This is a genomic window from Leifsonia poae (genome assembly GCF_020009625.1).
In the GTDB taxonomy this organism is placed as follows: Bacteria; Actinomycetota; Actinomycetes; order Actinomycetales; family Microbacteriaceae; genus Leifsonia; species Leifsonia poae_A.
The window spans coordinates 3442808-3463326 of record NZ_JAIHLP010000002.1 but is presented as its reverse complement, the minus strand read 5'-3'; the positions used below and the strand labels follow the sequence as shown (position 1 = coordinate 3463326).

Annotated in this window: 19 protein-coding genes; 9 read left to right on the top strand and 10 right to left on the bottom strand. The window is 68.4% G+C overall.

Annotated elements, in window-relative coordinates:
• Positions 1–135: 135 nt before the first annotated feature.
• Entirely contained in the window at positions 136–588 is a 453-nt protein-coding gene (locus K5L49_RS17230; RefSeq protein ID WP_223694709.1) for an Rv3235 family protein, read from the top strand.
• 6 nt (positions 589–594) lie between these two features.
• On the opposite strand, the gene K5L49_RS17225 is transcribed toward K5L49_RS17230, so the two are convergent.
• The 9 genes from K5L49_RS17225 to mtrA all read right to left on the bottom strand — a co-directional run bounded on the left by K5L49_RS17225 (position 595) and on the right by mtrA (position 10863).
• Positions 595–861: an SDR family NAD(P)-dependent oxidoreductase gene (locus tag K5L49_RS17225; RefSeq protein WP_223694708.1), complete on the bottom strand. Its 267-nt coding sequence runs from the start codon at positions 859–861 to the stop codon at positions 595–597.
• Positions 862–1345: 484 nt separating this feature from the next.
• The gene (gene ligD, locus K5L49_RS17220) at positions 1346–1522 is read right to left on the bottom strand and encodes a non-homologous end-joining DNA ligase LigD (protein ID WP_223694706.1); all 177 of its coding nucleotides are present in this window, start codon (positions 1520–1522) and stop codon (positions 1346–1348) included.
• Between the two features lie 68 nt (positions 1523–1590).
• Positions 1591–2028 (bottom strand): DUF2871 domain-containing protein, encoded by a 438-nt coding sequence (locus K5L49_RS17215; RefSeq protein ID WP_223694704.1) that lies wholly within the window; start codon positions 2026–2028, stop codon positions 1591–1593.
• A 110-nt stretch (positions 2029–2138) separates the two neighbouring features.
• Entirely contained in the window at positions 2139–4946 is a 2808-nt protein-coding gene (secA, locus tag K5L49_RS17210; protein ID WP_223694702.1) for a preprotein translocase subunit SecA, read from the bottom strand.
• A 211-nt stretch (positions 4947–5157) separates the two neighbouring features.
• Positions 5158–5862 (bottom strand): ribosome hibernation-promoting factor, HPF/YfiA family, encoded by a 705-nt coding sequence (hpf, locus tag K5L49_RS17205; RefSeq protein WP_223694700.1) that lies wholly within the window; start codon positions 5860–5862, stop codon positions 5158–5160.
• 138 nt (positions 5863–6000) lie between these two features.
• Positions 6001–6720 carry a ComF family protein gene (locus K5L49_RS20570; protein ID WP_223694698.1) on the bottom strand — a complete coding sequence of 240 codons (720 nt, stop codon included), beginning with the start codon at positions 6718–6720 and terminating at the stop codon, positions 6001–6003.
• A 103-nt stretch (positions 6721–6823) separates the two neighbouring features.
• Positions 6824–8551, bottom strand: a complete 1728-nt coding sequence (locus K5L49_RS17195; RefSeq protein ID WP_223694696.1) for a GerMN domain-containing protein — start codon at positions 8549–8551, stop codon at positions 6824–6826.
• Positions 8548–10146, bottom strand: coding sequence for an MtrAB system histidine kinase MtrB (gene mtrB / locus K5L49_RS17190; RefSeq protein ID WP_223694694.1), 1599 nt, complete (start codon positions 10144–10146; stop codon positions 8548–8550). The genes K5L49_RS17195 and mtrB overlap by 4 nt, the downstream gene beginning before the upstream one ends.
• A gap of 33 nt (positions 10147–10179) precedes the next feature.
• Positions 10180–10863, bottom strand: a complete 684-nt coding sequence (gene mtrA / locus K5L49_RS17185; RefSeq protein ID WP_223694692.1) for an MtrAB system response regulator MtrA — start codon at positions 10861–10863, stop codon at positions 10180–10182.
• A 190-nt stretch (positions 10864–11053) separates the two neighbouring features.
• Between mtrA and K5L49_RS17180 the strand changes: the two genes are divergently transcribed.
• The 6 genes from K5L49_RS17180 to aqpZ all read left to right on the top strand — a co-directional run bounded on the left by K5L49_RS17180 (position 11054) and on the right by aqpZ (position 17574).
• Entirely contained in the window at positions 11054–12376 is a 1323-nt protein-coding gene (locus K5L49_RS17180; protein ID WP_223694690.1) for a hypothetical protein, read from the top strand.
• Complete coding sequence (locus tag K5L49_RS17175) at positions 12373–13035, top strand: DUF4129 domain-containing protein (protein ID WP_223694688.1); 663 nt, start codon at positions 12373–12375, stop codon at positions 13033–13035. The genes K5L49_RS17180 and K5L49_RS17175 overlap by 4 nt, the downstream gene beginning before the upstream one ends.
• Complete coding sequence (locus K5L49_RS17170) at positions 13032–14315, top strand: DUF4350 domain-containing protein (protein ID WP_223694686.1); 1284 nt, start codon at positions 13032–13034, stop codon at positions 14313–14315. The genes K5L49_RS17175 and K5L49_RS17170 overlap by 4 nt, the downstream gene beginning before the upstream one ends.
• The gene (locus K5L49_RS17165; RefSeq protein ID WP_223694684.1) at positions 14312–15334 is read left to right on the top strand and encodes an AAA family ATPase; all 1023 of its coding nucleotides are present in this window, start codon (positions 14312–14314) and stop codon (positions 15332–15334) included. Before K5L49_RS17170 ends, K5L49_RS17165 begins: the two co-directional genes overlap by 4 nt.
• 8 nt (positions 15335–15342) lie before the next feature.
• Positions 15343–16674: a DUF58 domain-containing protein gene (locus K5L49_RS17160; protein WP_223694682.1), complete on the top strand. Its 1332-nt coding sequence runs from the start codon at positions 15343–15345 to the stop codon at positions 16672–16674.
• Between the two features lie 123 nt (positions 16675–16797).
• Entirely contained in the window at positions 16798–17574 is a 777-nt protein-coding gene (gene aqpZ / locus K5L49_RS17155) for an aquaporin Z (RefSeq protein WP_223694680.1), read from the top strand.
• 141 nt (positions 17575–17715) lie between these two features.
• Here aqpZ and K5L49_RS17150 read toward each other — a convergent pair whose 3' ends face one another.
• Positions 17716–18711: a stage II sporulation protein M gene (locus K5L49_RS17150; RefSeq protein ID WP_223694678.1), complete on the bottom strand. Its 996-nt coding sequence runs from the start codon at positions 18709–18711 to the stop codon at positions 17716–17718.
• Between the two features lie 17 nt (positions 18712–18728).
• Here K5L49_RS17150 and K5L49_RS17145 point away from each other — a divergent pair, with 17 nt between their 5' ends.
• Positions 18729–19568, top strand: coding sequence for an RDD family protein (locus K5L49_RS17145; protein ID WP_223694677.1), 840 nt, complete (start codon positions 18729–18731; stop codon positions 19566–19568).
• Between the two features lie 17 nt (positions 19569–19585).
• Complete coding sequence (locus K5L49_RS17140; protein ID WP_223694675.1) at positions 19586–20500, top strand: cyclase family protein; 915 nt, start codon at positions 19586–19588, stop codon at positions 20498–20500.
• The last annotated feature ends 19 nt before the right edge of the window (positions 20501–20519 follow it).

The window sequence follows — 20519 nt, the reverse complement described above, 5'->3', positions numbered from 1 at the left end:
CGTTGGTGCCCTGGACTCTCCGCTCACCCCCTGATTGAGTTACATCCACGCGGCGGCCGACAGAAGCGGGGCGGGGCTCATCGGACTCCGCGCCGAACCGTCGCGACCGCGACAGACACACCGAGGGGAACCACCGTGAACACAGCATTCGACTACGACTTTCGCACGACGCCGGAGACGCCGTCCGGTGCGAAGACGAAGACACGTCCGGTCGCCGATTTCGCCAGACCGGCCATCGACACCGCCTCCCTTCCCGATCCGGCGCCCCTCCTGGTCAACCTCACCCGGTGCGTGATCGAGATCCTCGCGGGCGTTCGAGAACTTGACCAGGTCGCCCGGTGGGTCGACGACGGGGTCTTCCTGAACCTGCTCCGGCGGGTCACGATCGCGGCGCGCTCGCGGGCTGTCACCGGTGAACAGGCGAGACGCCCTCGGCTGACCGTCGGCGAACCCCGCGTGACCGAGCCGTGCAGCGGCGTGGTGGAGGCCGTGGTCATGGCGCATCAGCCGATGCGCTCGCGCGCCGTCGCCATCCGGTTGGAGGGCATGCACGGCCGCTGGCGCGCCAGTGCGATCACGGTTCTCTGATTCGCCTCACCACGGAACCGAGCCGGCGCGATCGGTGAAAGTTCCGGTGGGTCCGTCCGCGGTGGCACCGCCGAGATCAGCCATCCGCACGATCGCCTCGGCCCCCTCACCGACGGTCTGCGTGCCTCGCCGGCCATTGAGGTCAGTGGCCGTGTATCCGGGATCGACCACATTCACCCTCACGCCCGGCAATGCCTTCGCATACTGCGAGATCAGCATCGAGACAGCCGATTTCGATGCCGGATAGGCGAGACCGAGAAGTTCGGACTCCATCCGTTCGGGGTCGCGGGTGATGGCGAATGAGATTCGTTCGAAAGTGTGCTAGCGCTTCTCATATGCGGCCGCCGCGACCTACACCTGTCAGGGCAAAACTGGCAATCCGCACTACTCCACCGGTAACGGGGGCGTTATCGCCAAGACACGAGTGTCCTGCACCGGCCCCTCGGGAACCTGGTACGTGCCTCGCGAAGGTAGCGGTCAGCGTGTACCGAGGGGCGCATATTTCCGGGGCTCCCACTCCGGCCAAGGAGCCCGCCGATGCTCCCCTTCCACATCGGCGCCGCAGCGTCCGCATTCGTGTACATCGGATTGGAGCGAGGCTGTAATTCTCGCTAGCGTCGACCTCGCCCGGGGTCGACGCTAGCGAGCGTTTGGGTCGTCGCCGGCCAGCTGAGCGAGGAACCGCTCTCCCCCGGCCCAGGGCAACTCGGCGTAGAGGACGTAGCTACGAGCATCAGTCTCTGGATCCGACGTGGATCTAAATGAGCTCGGCTTGAACCGAACCTCGACCGCAGAAGAGATTCTCGACGTGCTCGAGACCATTGTTCCGCGACCAGTCGATGAATACCGTGCCGACTCGGCGCGCTTTCTGCATGCAGGAGATCACTTCGGCCGGGTGGTCGGCCTCGAGCGCCCGGGCGAGCTCGTGCGCCACGGCCGAGACCTGGTCCGAGGTGAGGGCACCGTCCAGACGACGTTGCCCTCGGTGGTGCCGGCATCCAGCTAGGCCGCGTCGACCGATTTCGGGGCGCGCGCGAGCACACGACGTCCGAGAGCCACCATCAGCACGATCAAAGCGATGGTCAACAGGATGTGCCCCATCCCCGCGATACCGGAGATCGCCGGAGACACGGTCTTCTCGCCGAGCACCGTCAGCGAGCCGTGCACGGTCATCATCCCGGCCGTCAGCACGAGGCCGGCGTTGTAGATCCAGAAGAACCACGAGAAGAGCCCAGTCGAACTCAGATCGAAGAGCTTGTCCAGGATGAGGACGATCAGGAACACGATGAAACCCAGCGTGAGCAGGTGGGTGTGCACGACGCTGAGCTGCGTGCTCGCGCCGTCGGTGAAGTCGTGCGCTTTCGTGAACTCACGGTAGAACAGGCCGGAGCCGACACCAAGGACCAGGTACACGAGGGAAGCAGAGAAGGACATTTTCATGCCTCCAGCCTCCCAAGCACGCCGTCGGCGGGCATCGTCCGAAAGTTCGATCGGCGCGGAAACGCCGTGTGGCCGCCCCCGAAGGAACGGCCACACGGATCAGGCGGGGATCAGCGCTTCTTGTCCTGCGCGCGCCGTTCGGCGCGGTTCGTCGGCGCCTGCGCGACGTCGCCGCTGATCTTCTGGCCGAACGCGCCCCGCTGCGTCGCACCCTGCTCGGGCGCGGCAGCCGGGGCGGCCTGCTGCTGGGCGGCGCGCTGGGCACGGGCGGTGGCCGCCTGCTCGATCTGACCGCGCTGGTTGCGCACCTCCACACCACCGGCATCGCTCGGCGCGGAGTAGCTGAGGCGGGCTTCGGAGTCGCCGCGACCCAGACCCTTCGCCGCCACGTTCGGAGCCTCGACCTCGCCGGGAGCGTCGTTGACCTCCACTTCGAGGTTGAACAGGAAGCCGACGGTCTCTTCGCGGATGGAGCCCATCATCTGCTGGAACATCGCATAGCCTTCGCGCTGGTACTCCACGAGAGGGTCGCGCTGGGCCATCGCCCGCAAGCCGATACCGTCTTTCAGGTAGTCCATCTCGTAGAGGTGGTCACGCCAGCGTCGGTCGATGACCGACAGCACGACGCGACGCTCGAGCTCGCGCATGGCGGGCGAGCCGAGGGAATCCTCGCGCTTCTGGTAGGCGATCCGCGCATCCGAGAGGATCTCGCGGCGCATGAACTCCTTGTTGATCCTCCCCTTGTTGCCGGCCTCGGTGATGACCTCGTCGATGGTGACACCGACCGGGTAGAGGGTCTTCAGCTCGCTCCACAGGGCGTCGAAGTCCCAATCGTCGCCGTTGCCATCGCTGGTGTGCGAGTCGAGGATGTCGTCGATCACGGCGGTGAGGAACTGCTGCGTGCGCTCATGCAGGTCGTCGCCCTCGAGGATGTGCCGACGGTCACCGTAGATGGCCTCGCGCTGGCGGTTGAGGACGTCGTCGTACTTGAGCACGTTCTTGCGGATCTCGGCGTTGCGCGACTCGACCTGCGACTGGGCACTACGGATGGCACGGCTGACGACCTTGGATTCGATCGCCAGGTCGTCGGGAACGTTGCCGCGCCCCATCAGGCTCTCCGCCGCGCCGGCGTTGAACAGGCGCATGAGGTCGTCGGTGAGCGACAGGTAGAACCGGCTCTCGCCCGGGTCTCCCTGACGGCCGGACCGTCCGCGCAGCTGGTTGTCGATCCGACGCGACTCGTGGCGCTCGGTGCCGAGAACATAGAGACCGCCGGCATCGACGACCTTGTCGGCCTCCTCCTGCACCGTGGCCTTGACCGCGTTGAACACATCGTCCCAGGCGGCCTCGTATTCCTCTGGCGTGTCGACGGGCGACAGCCCGCGGGAGTTCATCTCGGCGACGGCGAGGAACTCGGCGTTTCCGCCGAGCATGATGTCGGTTCCACGACCGGCCATGTTCGTGGCGACGGTCACCGAGCCGAGCTGGCCGGCCTGCGCGACGATCGCGGCCTCACGAGCGTGGTTCTTGGCGTTCAGCACCTCGTGCCGCACACCCTTCTTGGCGAGCAGACGGGAGAGGTATTCGCTCTTCTCGACGCTCGTCGTACCGACGAGGACGGGCTGACCGGCTTCGTGCCGCTTGACGATGTCTTCCACGACCTGGCCGAACTTCGCCTGCTCGTTCTTGTAGACGAGGTCGGGCTGGTCTTTACGCTGCATCGGCTTGTTCGTGGGGATGGGGACCACACCGAGCTTGTAGGTGCTCATGAACTCGGCGGCTTCGGTCTCGGCCGTACCGGTCATGCCGGAGAGCTTCTTGTACAGGCGGAAGTAGTTCTGCAGCGTGACGGTCGCCAGGGTCTGGTTCTCGGCCTTGACCTCCACGCCCTCCTTCGCCTCGATGGCCTGGTGGATGCCCTCGTTGTAGCGGCGGCCCATCAGGATGCGGCCGGTGTGCTCATCGACGATGAGCACCTCACCGTTCATCACGACGTAGTCCTTGTCGCGCTTGAACAGGGCGTTGGCCTTGATCGCGTTGTTGAGGAAGGAGATCAGCGGCGTGTTCGCCGACTCGTAGAGGTTGTCGATGCCGAGGTAGTCCTCGACCTTTTCGATACCGGGCTCGAGCACACCGACGGTGCGCTTCTTCTCGTCGACCTCGAAGTCGACGTCGGGCTCAAGACGCTTGGCCAGACTGGCGAACTCGTTGAACCAGCGGTTCGCCTCGCCGGAGGACGGTCCGGAGATGATCAGCGGGGTGCGCGCCTCGTCGATGAGGATCGAGTCGACCTCGTCGACGATGGCGAAGAAGTGGCCGCGCTGCACCATGTCGCTGGCCTGCCAGGCCATGTTGTCGCGCAGGTAGTCGAAGCCGAACTCGTTGTTCGTTCCGTAGGTGATGTCGGCCGCGTACTGCTCGCGGCGCTCTTCGGGAGTCTGGCCGGCGAGGATGACGCCAGTGCTCATCCCGAGCGCGCGGAAGACGCGACCCATCAGCTCGGATTGGTAGCTCGCGAGGTAGTCGTTGACCGTGATGACGTGCACACCGCGACTCGCGATGGCATTGAGGTACGCCGCCGTCGTGGCGACGAGCGTCTTGCCCTCACCGGTCTTCATCTCGGCGATGTTGCCGAGGTGAAGTGCGGCGCCGCCCATGATCTGAACGTCGAAGTGGCGCATGCCCAGCGTGCGCTTGGCCGCTTCGCGCACCGCGGCGAAAGCCTCGGGCAGCAGATCGTCGAGGGACTCGCCGTTGCTGTAGCGCTCCCGCAGTTCGACGGTCTCGGCGAGGAGTTCGTCATCGGTGAGTTCACTGAAGTCGTCTTCGAGCGCGTTCACCGCTTTGGCATACGCCTCCAGCCGGCGGAGGATGCGTCCCTCGCCGACGCGGAGGACCTTTTCCAGTACTGAGGCCACCTATGCACTCCACTTGCTCTGTATCAGGCGACGATCGCCCGTGTCGAAACTCTCCCAATGCTAGTGGGTTCGCCAGGTGCTTTCCTGAGAGCAGCGGTCCTGTCCGCGGCCTCCGTCATCGGCCGGAAGCGGAGGCTGGAACGGCAGAACGCCGATGGACGCCGCCGCCTGGGCGGCATCCATCGGCGCGGCTTCACGGGGCTGAGCGGGCTCAGCTACCGAGTTTGCGACTCGCCGTCGCCACCTCCTGCAGTTCGTCGGCCTCGTCGTCGAGCGAGATGACCCCGTAGTCCCACCCTTTGCGGCGGTAGACGACGCTGGGGCGTTCGGTCTCGTTGTCGATGAACAGGTAGAAGTCGTGGCCGACCAACTCCATGTAGTAGAGGGCGTCATCGACGGTCATCGGCACGGAGGCGAAGACCTTCTTGCGGATGACGACGGGGCAGTAGTCGTCTTCGGCATCGGGGCCGGCACCGGCCTCATCGGACACAGCGGGGATGCTCCCCGTTCGAACCTGGTCGAGCACCGCGACGGGGGCGGCCGCGAGTCCGACCGTGCTGAACCCGTCCGTGCTCGCCTCCCGGAGCGAGGTCGGTCGATGCTGGCCATGGTGGACCTTGCGCCGATCCTTCGCACGACGGACCCGTTCGAGCAGCTTTGCGATCGCGACGTCGAACGCCGCGTACTTGTCGGTTCCTGTCGCTTCAGCCCGCACGACGGCCTTGGGGCCGACGAGGGTGAGCTCGACACGGTCGTTGCCGCTCTGCGCTCCCAATTTCTCGCTGTGACGGCTCACCTTGATCTCGAACGAGAGGGCCCGTTCGGCGAGATGAGAGACCTTCGCGGCCTTCTCGGTGGCGTATTCACGGAAGCGATCAGTGATGTCCAGGTTTCGTCCGATGATGTTGATGTCCATTGCGACCTCCCTGATCTGACGTGTCTCTCGCCCGATCACGAAGGGCGGGTCATCCACGCCTTTTCGACTACCGTAGTGCCGTCCTGCCCGGAAGTGAACAGGCAAAGCCCCAGGATCGGCCGTGGGAATGCTGGGGGGTCACCCTGACCGGCTGTGAGGTCGCCGCAATGCGGTGTGGGCGATGGCGGCGACACCGATCACCCGGCCGCCGACAGCCTCGATCGCACGGGTCGCCTCGCGCACGGTGGCCCCGGTGGTGACGATGTCGTCGACGATCAGACAGCGGCGCCCGGCGAGCGCAGGCGAGGCTGCGATGGACCCGGAGCGGTTGCCTTCGCGTTCGGCTGCGGAGAGCCCGGCCTGATCCGAGCCCTGCCTGGTCAATCGCAACCCCGGCCGCGCCGGCCTCAGCCCCGCGCGGCGGAGAGCGAACGACGTCGGGTGGTACCCCCGCTTGCGGAAGGCCGCCCTGGTGGACGGGATGGTGACGAGCAGGACCGGCCCCGCTTCGGGCTCCGGAGCGCCCGCGGCCCCGGCGGCGGCCACGGCGGCGGCAACCGCCGAGCGGAGCGCTCGGGCGAGCACGACCACCGCATCCGTCCTCCCCTTGTCTTTGAAGGCCGGCACCACCGCGCGAACCACCCCGGAGTAGTCGAGCGCCGCCCAGATCGGCGGACCGATTGCCGCGTCGAGGACAGGCTGCGGTCGGGGCCGAAGAGCGTGCCGGCAGGCCGGGCAGAGCGAGCGGTCGGGGGCGCCGCATCCGCTGCAGGCGACCGGCGACAGGATCGCCAGCGCGTCGAGGGCGGCCTCGCGCGCGGCGACGAGGAGCAGTCGGAGGAGGACGTTCGCGGTCACGGTTCGAGCCTGCGCGCAGAACACCGATCACGCACCCGCTCCGAAACAACTGTGGAGAGAGCGGACCGGGAGCCGGGTGGGGAGGAACGCGGGTGACTATTCGCTAGGGCTGGCCCAGCTGCACGGCGACAGCCCCGACCTTGTCGGCTTGCTCCTGCCACCCGGTGCCGGTCGGCGCCTGCAGCGAACCGGCCGTGGTCAGCACGAGGTACCGGTAGAGCCCCCCGGCGCCCACGATCGTCGCGCCACCGCCCGGGCCGGCCGTCGTGGTGAGCTGGCCGCCGATGGTCTGCTCGGCGATCGAGGTGGCGTCGGCGGTCGTGCCGCTCAGCGCGGCCACGGTCAGTTCACCCGTCCAGGCGATCGACCGGGGTGTCCCTGTCGCCACGGCGAGTTCGAGCGGCTCGCCGACAGCCGTCGGCTGGCCGTTGTCATCACGCGTAATGCCGGCGGCGACGATCGAGGTGGCGGCCCCGGTCTCGAGGATCGCGACGAGTCGGGTGCCGTCGCGCGACAGGGCGAAGGAGACGATCCGGGATGCGTTCGGCCACTCGGTCTTCACCGCCTTCGGCTGGCCGTCGGTTCCGAACACCTCGAGCAGCCCGGGTGAGGCCGCCGGAACGGACCAGATCCAGCCGTTGTCGTCGATGGCGGGGGCGATCAAGCCCGGCCGCGCGTCGACTTTCACCGGATCGGCCGACTTGCGCACGGCGTACACCGCTCCGCGCGACAGCACCGCCGCCTGGTCCCTTGCCGCCGACAGCGCGACCGCGGTCGGCTGCAACGACACGATCTTGTCGCTCAGGCCGCTCAGCTCGGTGATGGTCGTGCCGTTCAGCAAGCCGAACGCGCCCGACCGGAAGACGATGGGATGCGAGTCGACCGGCGGGTCCTGCGTCGGGGTCTCTGCATCGCTCAGCGGCGGGATCGATTGCGAACTGCCCTCGATGGAGAGCTGGACGGTCTGAGCGAGCGAGCCGAGGCTCGACTGCAGCTGCAACTGCATCCGCTGCAAGGCGAGCTGATCGGCCTGACCCGCCTCGGTGCTCAAATCCACCCGCGCAGCGCCACCGGAAGTCGTGACGGCCGGCGTCGCCAGCTGCGTCCCCTGCGGGAAGGCGCTCGTCACTGCGCCCACCAGCCATTTGGAGGGGCCGGCGAGAACGGCTTTCGTCGCCCGGGTGGCCGCGGAGGCGACACGAGCGGGGAACCAGCGCGCATCGGGTACCAGGTAGTCGAACTTGGGGCTGTAGAAGTAGAGCGTCTGCTGCGAGTACACCGCGTGGAACGTGGGGTCATCGATCACGACACCGTTCGGCGCGACCGCGATGCGCCACTGATCTTTCTGCTTCGTCAACTCGTACCGGAGGCTGACCGGGGCGTCGGAGGCCACCTGATGGTAGGACCCCCCGCTGTCGACGTTGGCGACCGGGTTCACCTGTACGGTCCACTGGTTTCCGACATTGTCGAAGGCGCGGTTGCGCCCGTCGTCCACCGTGACGGACTCGTCGGGGTTCCACGACGCTGACATCGCCGTGGTGAGGTACTGCCGTGCGATGGAGAATCCATTCTTCGGGCTCGATGCGGCGTCGATGAAGCCCTGCACGATGCGCTGAGGCGAGGCCCCGTTTTCCGGCGGGGACGGGTTGAAGTCCAGGTCGAGCGGATCGTTGACCTGGGCGATGGGCGCGCCCTGCCGCACCGGACCGGAGTCGGGGATGCTCGCACAGGCGGCGAGCGCGACGAGCAGCACGGCGGCGAGCCCCACTGCGGCCGCGCGCATCCGGCGCCGGGCCCCGGTGACTGGTGAACGGTGCTCGGATCTCGTCATGCCTGCGCCTCCCTCTCGGCGCCGCGGGCATTCGCGTCCGCATCGAGTGGAGGCAGCGGCAGCGGCGACGAGGTGATCTCCCGGCCGGCGACCCGGGGAAGGGTGAGGCGGAAGCAGGATCCGAGACCCGGCGACGACCAGACCTGCAGCCACCCCGAGTGCAGCGTGACATCTTCGAGAGAGATCGCGAGTCCGAGACCGGTGCCACCGATCGTGCGCTTGCGCGAGGGGTCGGCCCGCCAGAAGCGGTCGAAGACGTGACTCACCTCCTGCTGGCTCATGCCGAGGCCGAAGTCGCGCACGCTGAGCGCGACCGCGCTCTCGTTGCTGTCCACCGTGACGATGACAGGTTTCCCTTCGCCGTGCTCGATCGCGTTGCCGAGCAAGTTGCGCACGACCCGGCGGATGCGGCGCGGATCCATCCCCACATCGAAGTACCCGCCCGGCGCATCCAGACGAAGTACGGAACCGTTCTTGTCGGCCAGGGTGCGCATCTCGTCCACGGACTCATCGGCCAAGCGCACGAGGTTGGTCGGCTCCGCCTCGAGCGCGACCGATCCCGCGTCGTACCGGCTGATCTCGAGGAGGTCGGACAGCAGCCGATCGAACCGATCGATCTGGGTGTGCAACAGTTCCGCGGTGCGCTCCGTCGCGGGTGGGAACGTCTCGCGCTGGTCGTAGATCACATCTCCGGCGAGTCGGATCGTGGTGAGCGGCGTTCGCAGCTCGTGGGACACATCCGAGACGAAGCGCTGCTGCAGCTGCGACAGGGTGGCGAGCTGGGTGATCTGGCTCTGGAGGCTGTCGGCCATGCCGTTGAACGAGCGCGCGAGCGAGGCGAACACATCCTCACCGCGCTCCGGGATGCGCACGGCGAGGTCGCCGGAGGCGAGCCGCTCGCTCGTCTCGGCCGCCACCCGGATCGGCTGCACGACGAACCTCACGATCACCCAGGTGATCGCGCCGATCAGCAGGATGAGGGCGAGGCCGGCCAACGCCAGCGTGCCCTGCACGAACGACAGGGTGCTCTCGGCGTCGGCGAGGTTGTAGCCGATGTAGAGCTCATAGTGCCCGTAGCTCGGGAAGGTGAGCTGGGTGCCGACGACGATACCCGGGTCGCTCGAACCGCCGGAGCCGGGCAGCGCGACGGATTGGTAGAACTGCTTGGTGCCCCCGTTCTGCACCTCTTTTCTCAGCTGCGGCGAGATGACGGTGTTGAGGCCGGGGCTGTAGCGGTCGGGCGGAGCGGGGACGGCCGCGTCCTGACCGGGCACCCGGTAGGCCGCGATGAGTCGGCTGGAGGTGGAGGCCTGCACCATGGTGAGCGCGGAGGCGAGGAGGTTCTTGCCGGAGTCGCCGGTGCTCACATCTGAGGCGTTGAGCGTTGTCTGGGCGGACGTAGTGGCACGGCTCGAATCGCGGAGGGCCTGGTCGAGCTTCGATTGGTAGAGGTCGTTGCTGATGCTGAGCGACATGTAGACGCCGGTGATGAGGATGGCAGCACCGGTCAGCAGCAGTGAGATCGTGACGGTGCGCACCTGCAGCGACGTTCGCCAAAGGTGTGCGAGACGGTTCACCACTGCCCGTCCATCCATCGGTACCGCATCGAGCGCCGCGGCTCTCGACTGTCAGGTGACGGCGCCGGCGCGGTAGCCGACCCCGCGCACGGTCATGACGATCTTGGGATTGTCCGGGTCTTGTTCGACCTTGGCCCGCAACCGCTGCACATGAACGTTGACGAGTCGGGTGTCAGCCTTGTAGTGGTACCCCCAGACCTGCTCGAGCAGCATCTCGCGGGTGAACACCTGCTGTGGCTTCGAGGCGAGCGCGAGCAGCAGGTCGAACTCCAACGGGGTGAGGTTGATGCGCGCATCCCCCCGCCGCACTTCGTGCCCCGCGACGTCGACGACGAGGTCGCCGATGCGCAGCTGCTCGGCAGCGGGCGTGGATGAGGCCGGGCGCAGACGGGTGCGGATGCGGGCGACGAGTTCTTTCGGGTTGAACGGTTTGACCATGTAGTCGTCGGCGCCGGATTCGAGACCCTTCACCACATCGGCCGTATCGGATTTGGCCGTCAGCATGATCACCGGGACCCCCGATTCTGCCCGGATGCGGGCGCACACCTCGATGCCGTCGAGACCTGGAAGCATGAGGTCGAGGAGCACCAGATCGGGTTTGGCCGACCGGAAGGTTTCGACGGCGAGCGCGCCGTCTTCGCAGAACACAGGATCGAATCCTTCGGTGCGAAGAACGATGCCGATCATCTCGGCCAGCGCGGTGTCATCGTCGACCACCAGGATGCGACTGTTCATGTCCCCGTTTCCCACTACCCCTTCTCTCACGGCCGTCGCCGCAGAAGTCTTTGCACAAGAGTAGTCGAGACACCTGCGCCCGCCGTCAAAACGTGGCGAAGGTCCCCTATGCGTGGGACAATGCCGCAGCACCGGATGTGCCAGCATGGGTGGGGACGACGCGCCGCGAGCGCGGAAGAGGGGGCACGGCGTGACCGAGGAACAGAACTGGCAGGTTCCGGGGGCGCAGCCGCCGATCCCGCCGACCGCTCCGGCTCCGCAGCCTGATTACGGCCCCCCGCCCGGGTACGGTTACCCGCAGCAGCCCGGCTACGGCCCGCCGCCCGGGTTCGGATACCCGCAGCAGCCCGGTTACGGCCCCCAACCCGGCTGGACCCCGCCGCCCAAGCCCGGTCTCATCCCGTTGCGCCCGCTCAGCTTCGGCACGCTGATCGGCGCACCGTTCCAGACTCTGCGTCGCAACCCGAAGATCACGGTGGGGTCGGCTCTGCTCATCCAGGCGATCCCCTCCCTCGTTGTGACGCTTCTCGTCTTCGGCGGCGCCGCCCTGCTGCTCGGCCGGGTATTCAACGCCGATCGCGGCGATCAATCGACTCTCGCCGCAGGAGCGATCGGCGGGTCGATCGTCCTCGGTCTGCTCTCGGTCGTCATCTCGGCCATCTCGGGGGCACTGCTGCAGGGCGTCGTCGTGGGCGAGGTCGCCCGGGGCACGGTGGGCGAGAAGCTCACGTTCCGCGCGCTGTGGCGCCTGGTGAAAGGCCGGATCGGCGCGCTCATCGGCTGGTCCTTCCTGCTGACGATCGCCTGGATCCTCCCGGTCGCCCTCGTCGTCCTCGTGGCGGTCGCTCTGTTCGCCCTCGGCGGCGGTCCCGGCATCGGAGGCGGTGTCGCGGTCGTGATCTTCGGAGGCCTCGGGCTGACAGCCCTCGCCATCTGGCTCAACACGAAACTTGTGATGGTGCCGAGCGCGATCGTTCTGGAGCGTGCGACGCTGCGTTCTGCCGTCGTTCGCTCGTGGACGCTCACGCGCGGATACTTCTGGAAAACCCTCGGCGTGATCCTGCTCATCGGCCTCATCGTCTACATGGTCGTCCAGATCATCTCGATCCCGTTCACCGTGATCGGCGCGATGGTGGGCGGCATCTTCGCGCCCACCTCGGCCAGCGACGGCGACCCCTCCGGGTTCACCCAGCTCATCGTGAGCCAGCTGAGCATCAACGTGCTGGCCAGCATCGTGGGAGCGATCGTCGGCGCCATCATGTCGGTGGTGCAGACTTCCGCCATCGCACTCCTCTACATCGACCTCCGGATGCGCAAGGAGGGTCTCGACCTGGAGCTCGTCCGCTTCGTCGAGGCGCGCCAGGCCGGGCGCACAGACATCCCCGACCCGTATCTCGCACCCATCCGGCCGAGCGCGCCGTACCCGCAGAACGCGCCGTACCCGCCCGCCGGCCCCTACCCTCCCACAGGCCAGTACCCGTCGGGCTCATACCCTCCCCCGCCGCCCGCATGATCCTGACGACGACCGGAATGGCGGCCGGCGACCTGCCCGTCGACCCGAGCTCGCCGGAAGCCCAACGATGGATCGACGGCGAGCTCGCCAAGCCCGAGTACCAGACAGCGAAACCCACCTGGTTCGACATCGCCTCCAAGGCGGTCGGCGACTGGATCAATTCGCTGTTCCAGGGACCGGGCGGCGACGCCGGTCCCGTGCTGCTCGTCGTGGTCGTCCTGATCGTCGCCGGGCTGATCGTCGCCGCGTTCTTCATTTTCGGGCGCCCGCGGCTCGACCGCCGAAGCGCGGCCGGCCGGGCGCTGTTCGCCACCGATGACAGGCGAACGGCCGCCGAGCTGCGCGCATCCGCTGCCTCGGCCGCCCGCTCGGACGATTGGGTGACGGCGGTCGAGGAGCAGTTCCGTGCGATCGCGCAGTCCCTCCACGAGCGCACTATCGTCACGGTGTCGCCGGGCACGACCGCCAGCGAGTTCGCCGCCATCGCGGGGCGGGCTGTGACGGCCGAGCGGGAGCGTCTGGCCACCGTCGCCCGAGTGTTCGATGGAGTGCGCTACCTCGACCGACCGGCGACGGAAGCCGACTACCAGCAGCTCGTCGCACTCGACACGAGCCTGCTCGATGCGCGCCCCGCACGGCTGACGGAGACGCTCCGATGAGCGGGACCCTCGAGGAGGAGCGCCCCACCGCGAGCAACACGACTCATGGCGCTGAAGCCGAAGCCCTCTCGCCGTCGCTGCGTCAGGTGGGCCGGCGCAGCATCCCGTGGATCGTGCTCGCGGTCATCGCCGTGGTGGTGGCGCTACTCGGCATCCTCCTCTCCGGGCGCGGAGCCGTCTCCGGCGCTCCCCTCGACCCGGCCGGCGCGGCTCCGGCCGGCGCGAAAGCCGTCGTCGAGGTGCTGCGCCAGCAGGGTGTGACCGTCGTTCCTGTGACCACGATGCAGCAGGTGCGCGACCGTGTCGGCGACGACCCCACCGTGCTCGTCTTCGATCCCGACGGCAACCTCGACGCGAACGGATACGATTCCCTCGCTTCGACCGCCGCCTCGCTCGTCGTCGTGGAACCGGACTACACGGCCCTTCAGCAGCTGGCACCCGGGGTGAGCGCCGGCGGGCGGATCTCGGGTACCGGCAGCATCGCGGCCGACTGCACGGTGCCTGCCGCCGTCACGGCCGAACGCATCGACCCGCATCCGACCGGCAACACCGAGGGCACGACCGTTCCCGGCTCGTTCCGGCTCGGCGACGGCGACGCCACCGGATGCTTCCCCAGCGATTCCGGCCTGTTCTCTCTCGTTCAGACCACCGCCGACGGGAACCCGCTCACCTTGGTGGGTTCGGCCGCCATCCTGATGAACGACAGTGTCGGCCGCGCCGGGAATGCGGCCCTCGCCCTCACGCTGCTCGGTCAGCACCGTACTCTCGTCTGGTACCAGCCGAGCCTGCTCGACCGCCCGGTGACGGGGCCGCCCGATCTGTCGGCGTTGACGCCCGGCTGGGTCACGCCCGTCGTCCTGCTCCTCATCCTCGTCTTCGTGGCGGCGGCGTTCTGGCGCGGCCGACGTTTCGGTCCGCTCGTCGTGGAGAACCTGCCGGTCGTCGTCCGCGCCGGCGAGACCCGCGAGGGCCGCGCCCGGCTGTACCAGCGCTCCTCCGCCAGACTGCGTGCCGCCGACGCCCTGCGCATCGGCACCCTCGGGCGACTCGCCGGCCTCGTCGGACTTCCGCAATCCGCCCCTGTCACCGAGATCGTGGAGGCGGTTGCAGCGCTCACCCGGCGCGACAGGAACGCCGTGCGCGGAGTCCTCCTCGACAGCGTCCCCCGCACCGACGCCGACCTCCTGGCGCTGTCCGATACTCTCGCGGAGCTCGAACGGGCCACCGCGACCGCCGTCACCCCGGATTCGCCGGGCCCGACCGGAAGAATGGATGCATGACCGACGTCACCACCGGATCCAGCACGGGAGCGCCCGCTCCGCTCGCCGCAGGAGCGCCGTCCGCGGACTCCACCGTCCTGCGCCAGACCCTCAGCCGGGTCCGGACCGAAGTGGGGAAGGCCGTCGTCGGGCAGGACGGCGCCGTCACCGGCCTCATCATCGCTCTGCTGGCACGCGGCCATGTGCTGCTCGAGGGGGTGCCCGGCGTGGCCAAGACTCTGCTGGTCCGCTCGCTCAGCCAGGCGCTCAGCCTGGACACGAAACGCATCCAGTTCACCCCCGACCTGATGCCGGGCGATGTGACCGGCTCGCTCGTCTACGACGGAGCGTCCGGCGGTTTCGAGTTCCGCGAAGGCCCGGTGTTCACGAACATCCTGCTCGCCGATGAGATCAACCGCACGCCCCCGAAGACGCAGTCGGCGCTGCTGGAGGCGATGGAGGAGCGTCAGGTGAGCGTCGACGGCGTGAGCCGACCGCTACCCGACCCGTTCCTGGTCGCAGCAACGCAGAACCCGGTCGAGTACGAGGGGACGTACTCGCTGCCCGAGGCCCAGCTCGACCGCTTCCTGCTCAAGCTGACCCTGGACATCCCGGAACGCGAGACCGAGGTCGAAATGTTGCGGCGGCATGCCGCAGGTTTCAACCCGCGCGACCTGGCGGGGGCCGGTGTGACCCCGGTGCTGAGCGCCGCCGATCTGGCGGCGGCGCGGGGCGCGGCCGCCTCGGTCGGCGCCACCGCCGACGTGCTCGCCTACATCGTCGACCTCGCCAGGGCGACCCGGCACAGTCCGTCGGTCAAGCTCGGCGTGAGCCCTCGAGGCACCACAGCTCTGCTGGCGGCCGCGAAGGCCTGGGCCTGGCTGTCCGGCTACGGATCGATCACGCCCGACCATGTCCAGGCGATGCTGCTGCCGGTGTGGCGCCACCGCGTGCAGCTGCGACCGGAGGCCGAGCTCGAGGGGGTGGGGGTCGACGCGATCCTGCGGTCGATCGTTCAGCAGGTCCAGGTTCCGATCTAGGCCCGCCCGTGACCGTTTCCGGGCGATTCGTCGCCCTTCTCGCCTTCGGGGTGGTGCCCGTCGTACTGCTCGGCGCGCGTGCAGAGGCCGCCTTCCTCACCCTCGCCGCCTGGCTGGTTCTGGCCCTCCTGCTCGGCACGCTCGATCTGCTGCTCGCCGCCTCCCCGCGTCGGGTGATCGTCGAACGCACGGTGCCGGCCCGGGTGCGGCTCGGTGCCGAGGCGCCGGCCGAGCTTCTGCTGACGAACACCGGGCGGGGCGCGATCCGCGGCCAGGTGCGGGATGCATGGGAGCCGTCGGCCGGACTCGTCCGCTCCCGCACACCGATCGCCCTGCCGCCGGGCGAACGTCGACGGGTCAACGAGACGCTCAGGCCGTGGCGGCGCGGCGAGCGCCGTGTCGCCGAGGTGACGGTGCGCGCCTGGGGGCCGCTGCACCTGTGGGGCCGGCAGGCGACGCTGAGCGCGCCCGGCCGCATCCGGGTGCTTCCCCCGTTCGCCTCGCGCAAGCACCTGCCGTCGCGGCTCGCCCGGCTGCGCGAGCTCGACGGGATGACCAGCGTGATGCTCCGCGGTCAGGGGACCGAATTCGATTCGCTTCGCGAGTATGTGCGCGGCGACGATGTGCGCTCGATCGACTGGCGCGCGACGGCACGACGGCACGATCCGACCGCCGGGAGCGGCGCGCGCGTGATGGTGCGGACGTGGCGACCGGAGCGAGACCGGCGGGTGATCATCCTGATCGACTCCGCCCGCACGTCGGCGGCCCGCATCGACGACGAGCCCCGCATCGACACGGCGTTCGAATCCGCGCTGCTGCTCGGCGCGCTCGCCAGCCGCGCGGGCGACCGTGTGGATGTGCTCGCCTACGATCGCGCCGTGCGCGGCCGGGTGCAAGGCGCCACCGGGCCGGAGCTTCTCTCCCGGATGGTCGACGTCTTCGCCGGTGTGGAACCGGCTCTCATCGAGATGGACTGGGGCGCCGTTCCGACACAGCTGGCGGCGATCACCAGCCAGCGTTCGCTCGTGGTGCTCCTCACCTCGATCGAGGCGCCCGGCGCCTCACGGGGCCTGCTCGCGGTGCTGCCGCAGCTGGCGAGGAAGCACACGGTCGTCGTTGCTTCGGTCACCGACCCGGAGTCTCTGCGTGCTGCCGGCGAACGACGCGACCGTGAGGGCGTGTACCGGGCCGCAGCGGCCGAACGCGCGCTGCTCGACGTCGCCCGTGTGACGGCGGCGATCCAACGCTCGGGGGCGGATGTGGTCACCGGTTCCCCCGCCGACCTTCCCCCGGCGCTCAGCGACCGCTACCTCGCCTTGAAGGCCGCCGGCAAGCTGTAGGGCACTTCACGGTCGTGCGACACAATGCGTCGAACCTCTGTCGCTCAATGCATGCATTCCGATAGGTTGCAGAGTGAGCGTTCTACCCTTCGCTCCTTATTGTCGAACTCAAGGAAGAAACCCATGGCCGACTCTGCCGCAACGCCCGCACCGTCCCCTGTTCTCGTCCCGACCCTCGGAGCGCGTCTCGGCGCAGAAGTGATCGGCACGTTCGTGCTCGTCTTCTCCGTCGTCGGCACCGCCCTCTTCGCCGCAGGATTCGCCGGCGGCGAGGGCGGCTTCAACGTCGGGTTCCTCGGCGTCGCGCTCGCCCTCGGGCTCAGCGTCGTCGTCGGTGCGTACGCTTTCGGCCCCGTCTCCGGTGGGCACTTCAACCCCGCCGTCACCCTCGGCCTCGCCGTAGCCGGGCGTTTCGCCTGGAAGGATGTGGTCAGCTACATCGTCGCCCAGATCGTCGGCGGCATCATCGCGTCGACACTTCTCGTCGCGATCGCCGCCGGCGGCCCGGACGGCTTCCTCTCGAAGGCACAGAAGGGCGGCTTCGTCTCCACCGGTTGGGGCGAGCTCTCCCCCGGCGGATTCCCGCTCGTGTCGGCCCTCCTCATCGAGATCATCACGACCGCGGTCTTCGTCTGGGTCATCCTCGGCGTCACCAGCTCCCGCGCGGCCGCAGGCTTCGCCCCGCTCGCGATCGGTCTCACGCTGACGATCATCGCCCTCATCGCGATCCCCGTCTCCGACGCCTCGTTCAACCCGGCCCGCTCGATCGCTACCGCCATCTACGGCGGCCCGACCGCTCTCGGCCAGCTGTGGCTCTCGATCGTCGCCCCGATCGTCGGCGCGCTGATCGCCGGTGTGACATTCAAGTTCATCTTCGACGGAACCCGCAAGGCCGACTGACCCCGGATTCCTCTCGGAGGGGCTTCCAGCCCGCGGTGCACTCACGCACGGCCGGCTGGAAGCCCCTTCTGCGTTTTGCGTCGCGCCGGAAGGCTGCTGCTGCAGGGGACAGCTGCCGGGCGACACTCAGCCCGAAGCAGATCAGCCGGCGACGACGCGGCGGGCGCCAGCGTCGAACTCGGCGAGATCGCCCGTCTCCCCGGCGCGCACCGCACGGCGGCCGAGTACGAGCATGTAGGCGAGGAAGGCGGCAAGAGCGAGGGCACCGATGGCGATCTTGACCCAGACCGGAAGCGTCGACGGTGTGACGAACCCTTCGATCAGGCCGGAGACGAAGAGCGTGATGGCGCATCCGATGGCAACGGTGAACAGAGCGCGGCCGTCCTCGGCGAGCGCTTGCGCCCGCGTTCGCGCGCCCGGCGCGATCCAGGCCCAGAAGATGCGCAGGCCCGCGGCCGCCGCCACGAAGACGCTGGTGAGTTCGAGCATGCCGTGGGGAAGGATGTAGGAGAACATCACGTCGCCGCGCCCGTAGGCGAACATCACCCCGGCCGCCGTGCCGACGCCGATCGCGTTCTGGATGAGGACGTACGGAACGTAGACTCCGGTGATCCCGAAGGCGATGCACTGCGCGGCAATCCAGGCGTTGTTCGTCCAGACCTGGCCGGAGAACGACGCCGCCGGGTTGTTCGAGTAGTAGTCGATGAAGTCGTGCTCGACGTATTTGCGCAATTGCGCGTCGTGACCGAGATTGGCCAGCACATCCGGGTTTCCGGCGATCCACACTGCATACAGCGTCGAGACGATGACGGTCGCCACTGCGATGGCGAGGACCAGCCAACGGATGCGGTACAACGCAGCCGGGAGCTGCAGCACGAAGAACCGCGGGAGCTGAGACAGGATGTTCGCCCCCGCGCCCGTGAACCGCAGCCGCGCCGTCGCCAGAGCGAGGGACAGTCGATCACCCGTCGCGGTAGAGCCGGCCAGGGTCTTGATGGCCGACAGATCGGTCGCACCAGATTGGTAGAGGTCGATCAATTCGTCCGCTTCGCGCCCGCTGAGACGACGACGCTTGCCCAGGGAGGCAAGCCTCTCCCACTCTGCGCTGTGCGCTGCCGTGTATGCGTCGAGATCCATCTGCTTAGATGATAGTCATGGCACCGGCCACCCCACCGTTGGATACTCCCGGCGAGCGTGAACTCGTCACCGGGGAGGCGGTCGCCCTCGATGTGAAGCCGGCGAGCTACATCCTCCGGGCCGGGGGTGCGGCCATCGACTGGCTGCTCTCGATACTGGTGATGCTGGCTGCCGCGCTGCTGCTCGTGTCGACCGGCGCGGGGCTCGACTCTGCGCTCCAGCGCGTTCTCCTCGTGCTGATCCTCGTCTTCGGAACCGTGATCCTGCCGATGACCGTCGAGCTCGCCACCCGCGGCCGCTCGCTCGGCAAGCTCGCCGTCGGCGCCCGCATCGTTCGCGACGATGGCGGGGCGATCGGATTCCGTCACTCCTTCATCCGCGCACTCGTGGGTGTGTTGGAGATCTACATGACGGTCGGCGGCACCGCCGCCCTGGCCGGCCTGCTCAATGCGCGCTCCAAACGTCTGGGCGACCTTCTGGCGGGCACGTACAGCCAGCTGGAGCGGATCCCCCGTGTCGCTCCTCAGCGGTACGCGCTGCCGCCCCACCTGCTCGGCTGGGCAGCGACGGCTGACGTCGGCAAGCTGCCCGACCGGCTGTCCCGGCGCATCTCCCAGTACGTGCGCCAGGCATCCGGGCTCACACCGGCGGCCAGGGCCGGGCTGAGCGGCGAGCTCGCGCACGAGGCGTCGGCGTTCGTCTCGCCGTTGCCGCCGGTGGACGCCGAGACCTTCCTGCTCGCCGTCTCGGTGCTGCGCCACGACCGAGACGCCCAGGCACTGCGCCTGGAGAACGACCGTCTGGCGCGGCTGGAACCTGTGCTCTCCGGGCTCCCCCACGACTTCCCCGACCGCTGAGCCGCCCCAGGAGCGCCATGACCGACTACCGTGCCCATTTCGACGCAAGCGTGCGGTTCGCGAACGGCGGCGGGCTGGAGGCGAACGGCTTTCGACTCGACCTGCCGTCGGATGCGCTGGACGAGGCTGAGATCGGCCGGCTATTCGTCCGCCACCTCGGCCTCGCCCTCGTTGGCGAGGCGCGCCTGACGAATCTGCGGATCGTCGAGGAGCAGCATCGTGGCAGCCGCGGCATCGTCGCCGAAACACCAGACACAGTCGGCGGGCGACGGCGCGTCATTGACCTCAGCCACCGCATCCGGGCCGGTCTCGTCACCTACCCGGGGCTGCCGTCGCCGGTGATCACGCCGCATCTGACCCGCGCGGACTCCCGCGACCGGTACGCGCCCGGCACTGAGTTCGCGATGGACATCATCACGCTGGTCGGCAACACCGGAACCTACCTCGACAGTCCGTTCCACCGCTATGCCGACGGCGGCGACCTCGCCTCCCTCGACCTCGGCACGCTGGTCGGCCTGCCCGCGAACGTCTTCCACATCACCGATGCACTCGATCGCGGGATCCCGGCCGAGGTCTTCGCCGACCGTGCGGTGGCCGGGAGCGCCGTGCTGCTGCACACCGGGTGGGATGAACACTTCGGAACGCCCGCATACGCTACCGGGGCCCCCTTCCTCACCGAGGCCGGCGCCCGACATCTCGTGGATGCGGGCGTGGCTCTGGTGGGGATCGACTCGCTCAACATCGACGACACCGAGACTGCGAGCGGGGGCGCCCGACCCGCGCACACACTGCTGCTCGCCGCGGGCATCCACGTCGTCGAGCACCTCACCGGCCTGGGCGCCGTTCCGGCGCATGGCGCCCGGTTCACGGCGGTTCCCCCGGCGATCGAAGGGTTCGGCACCTTTCCGGTTCGGGCGTTCGCCGAAGTCTGAGACGAGCGCGGGCGTGTGC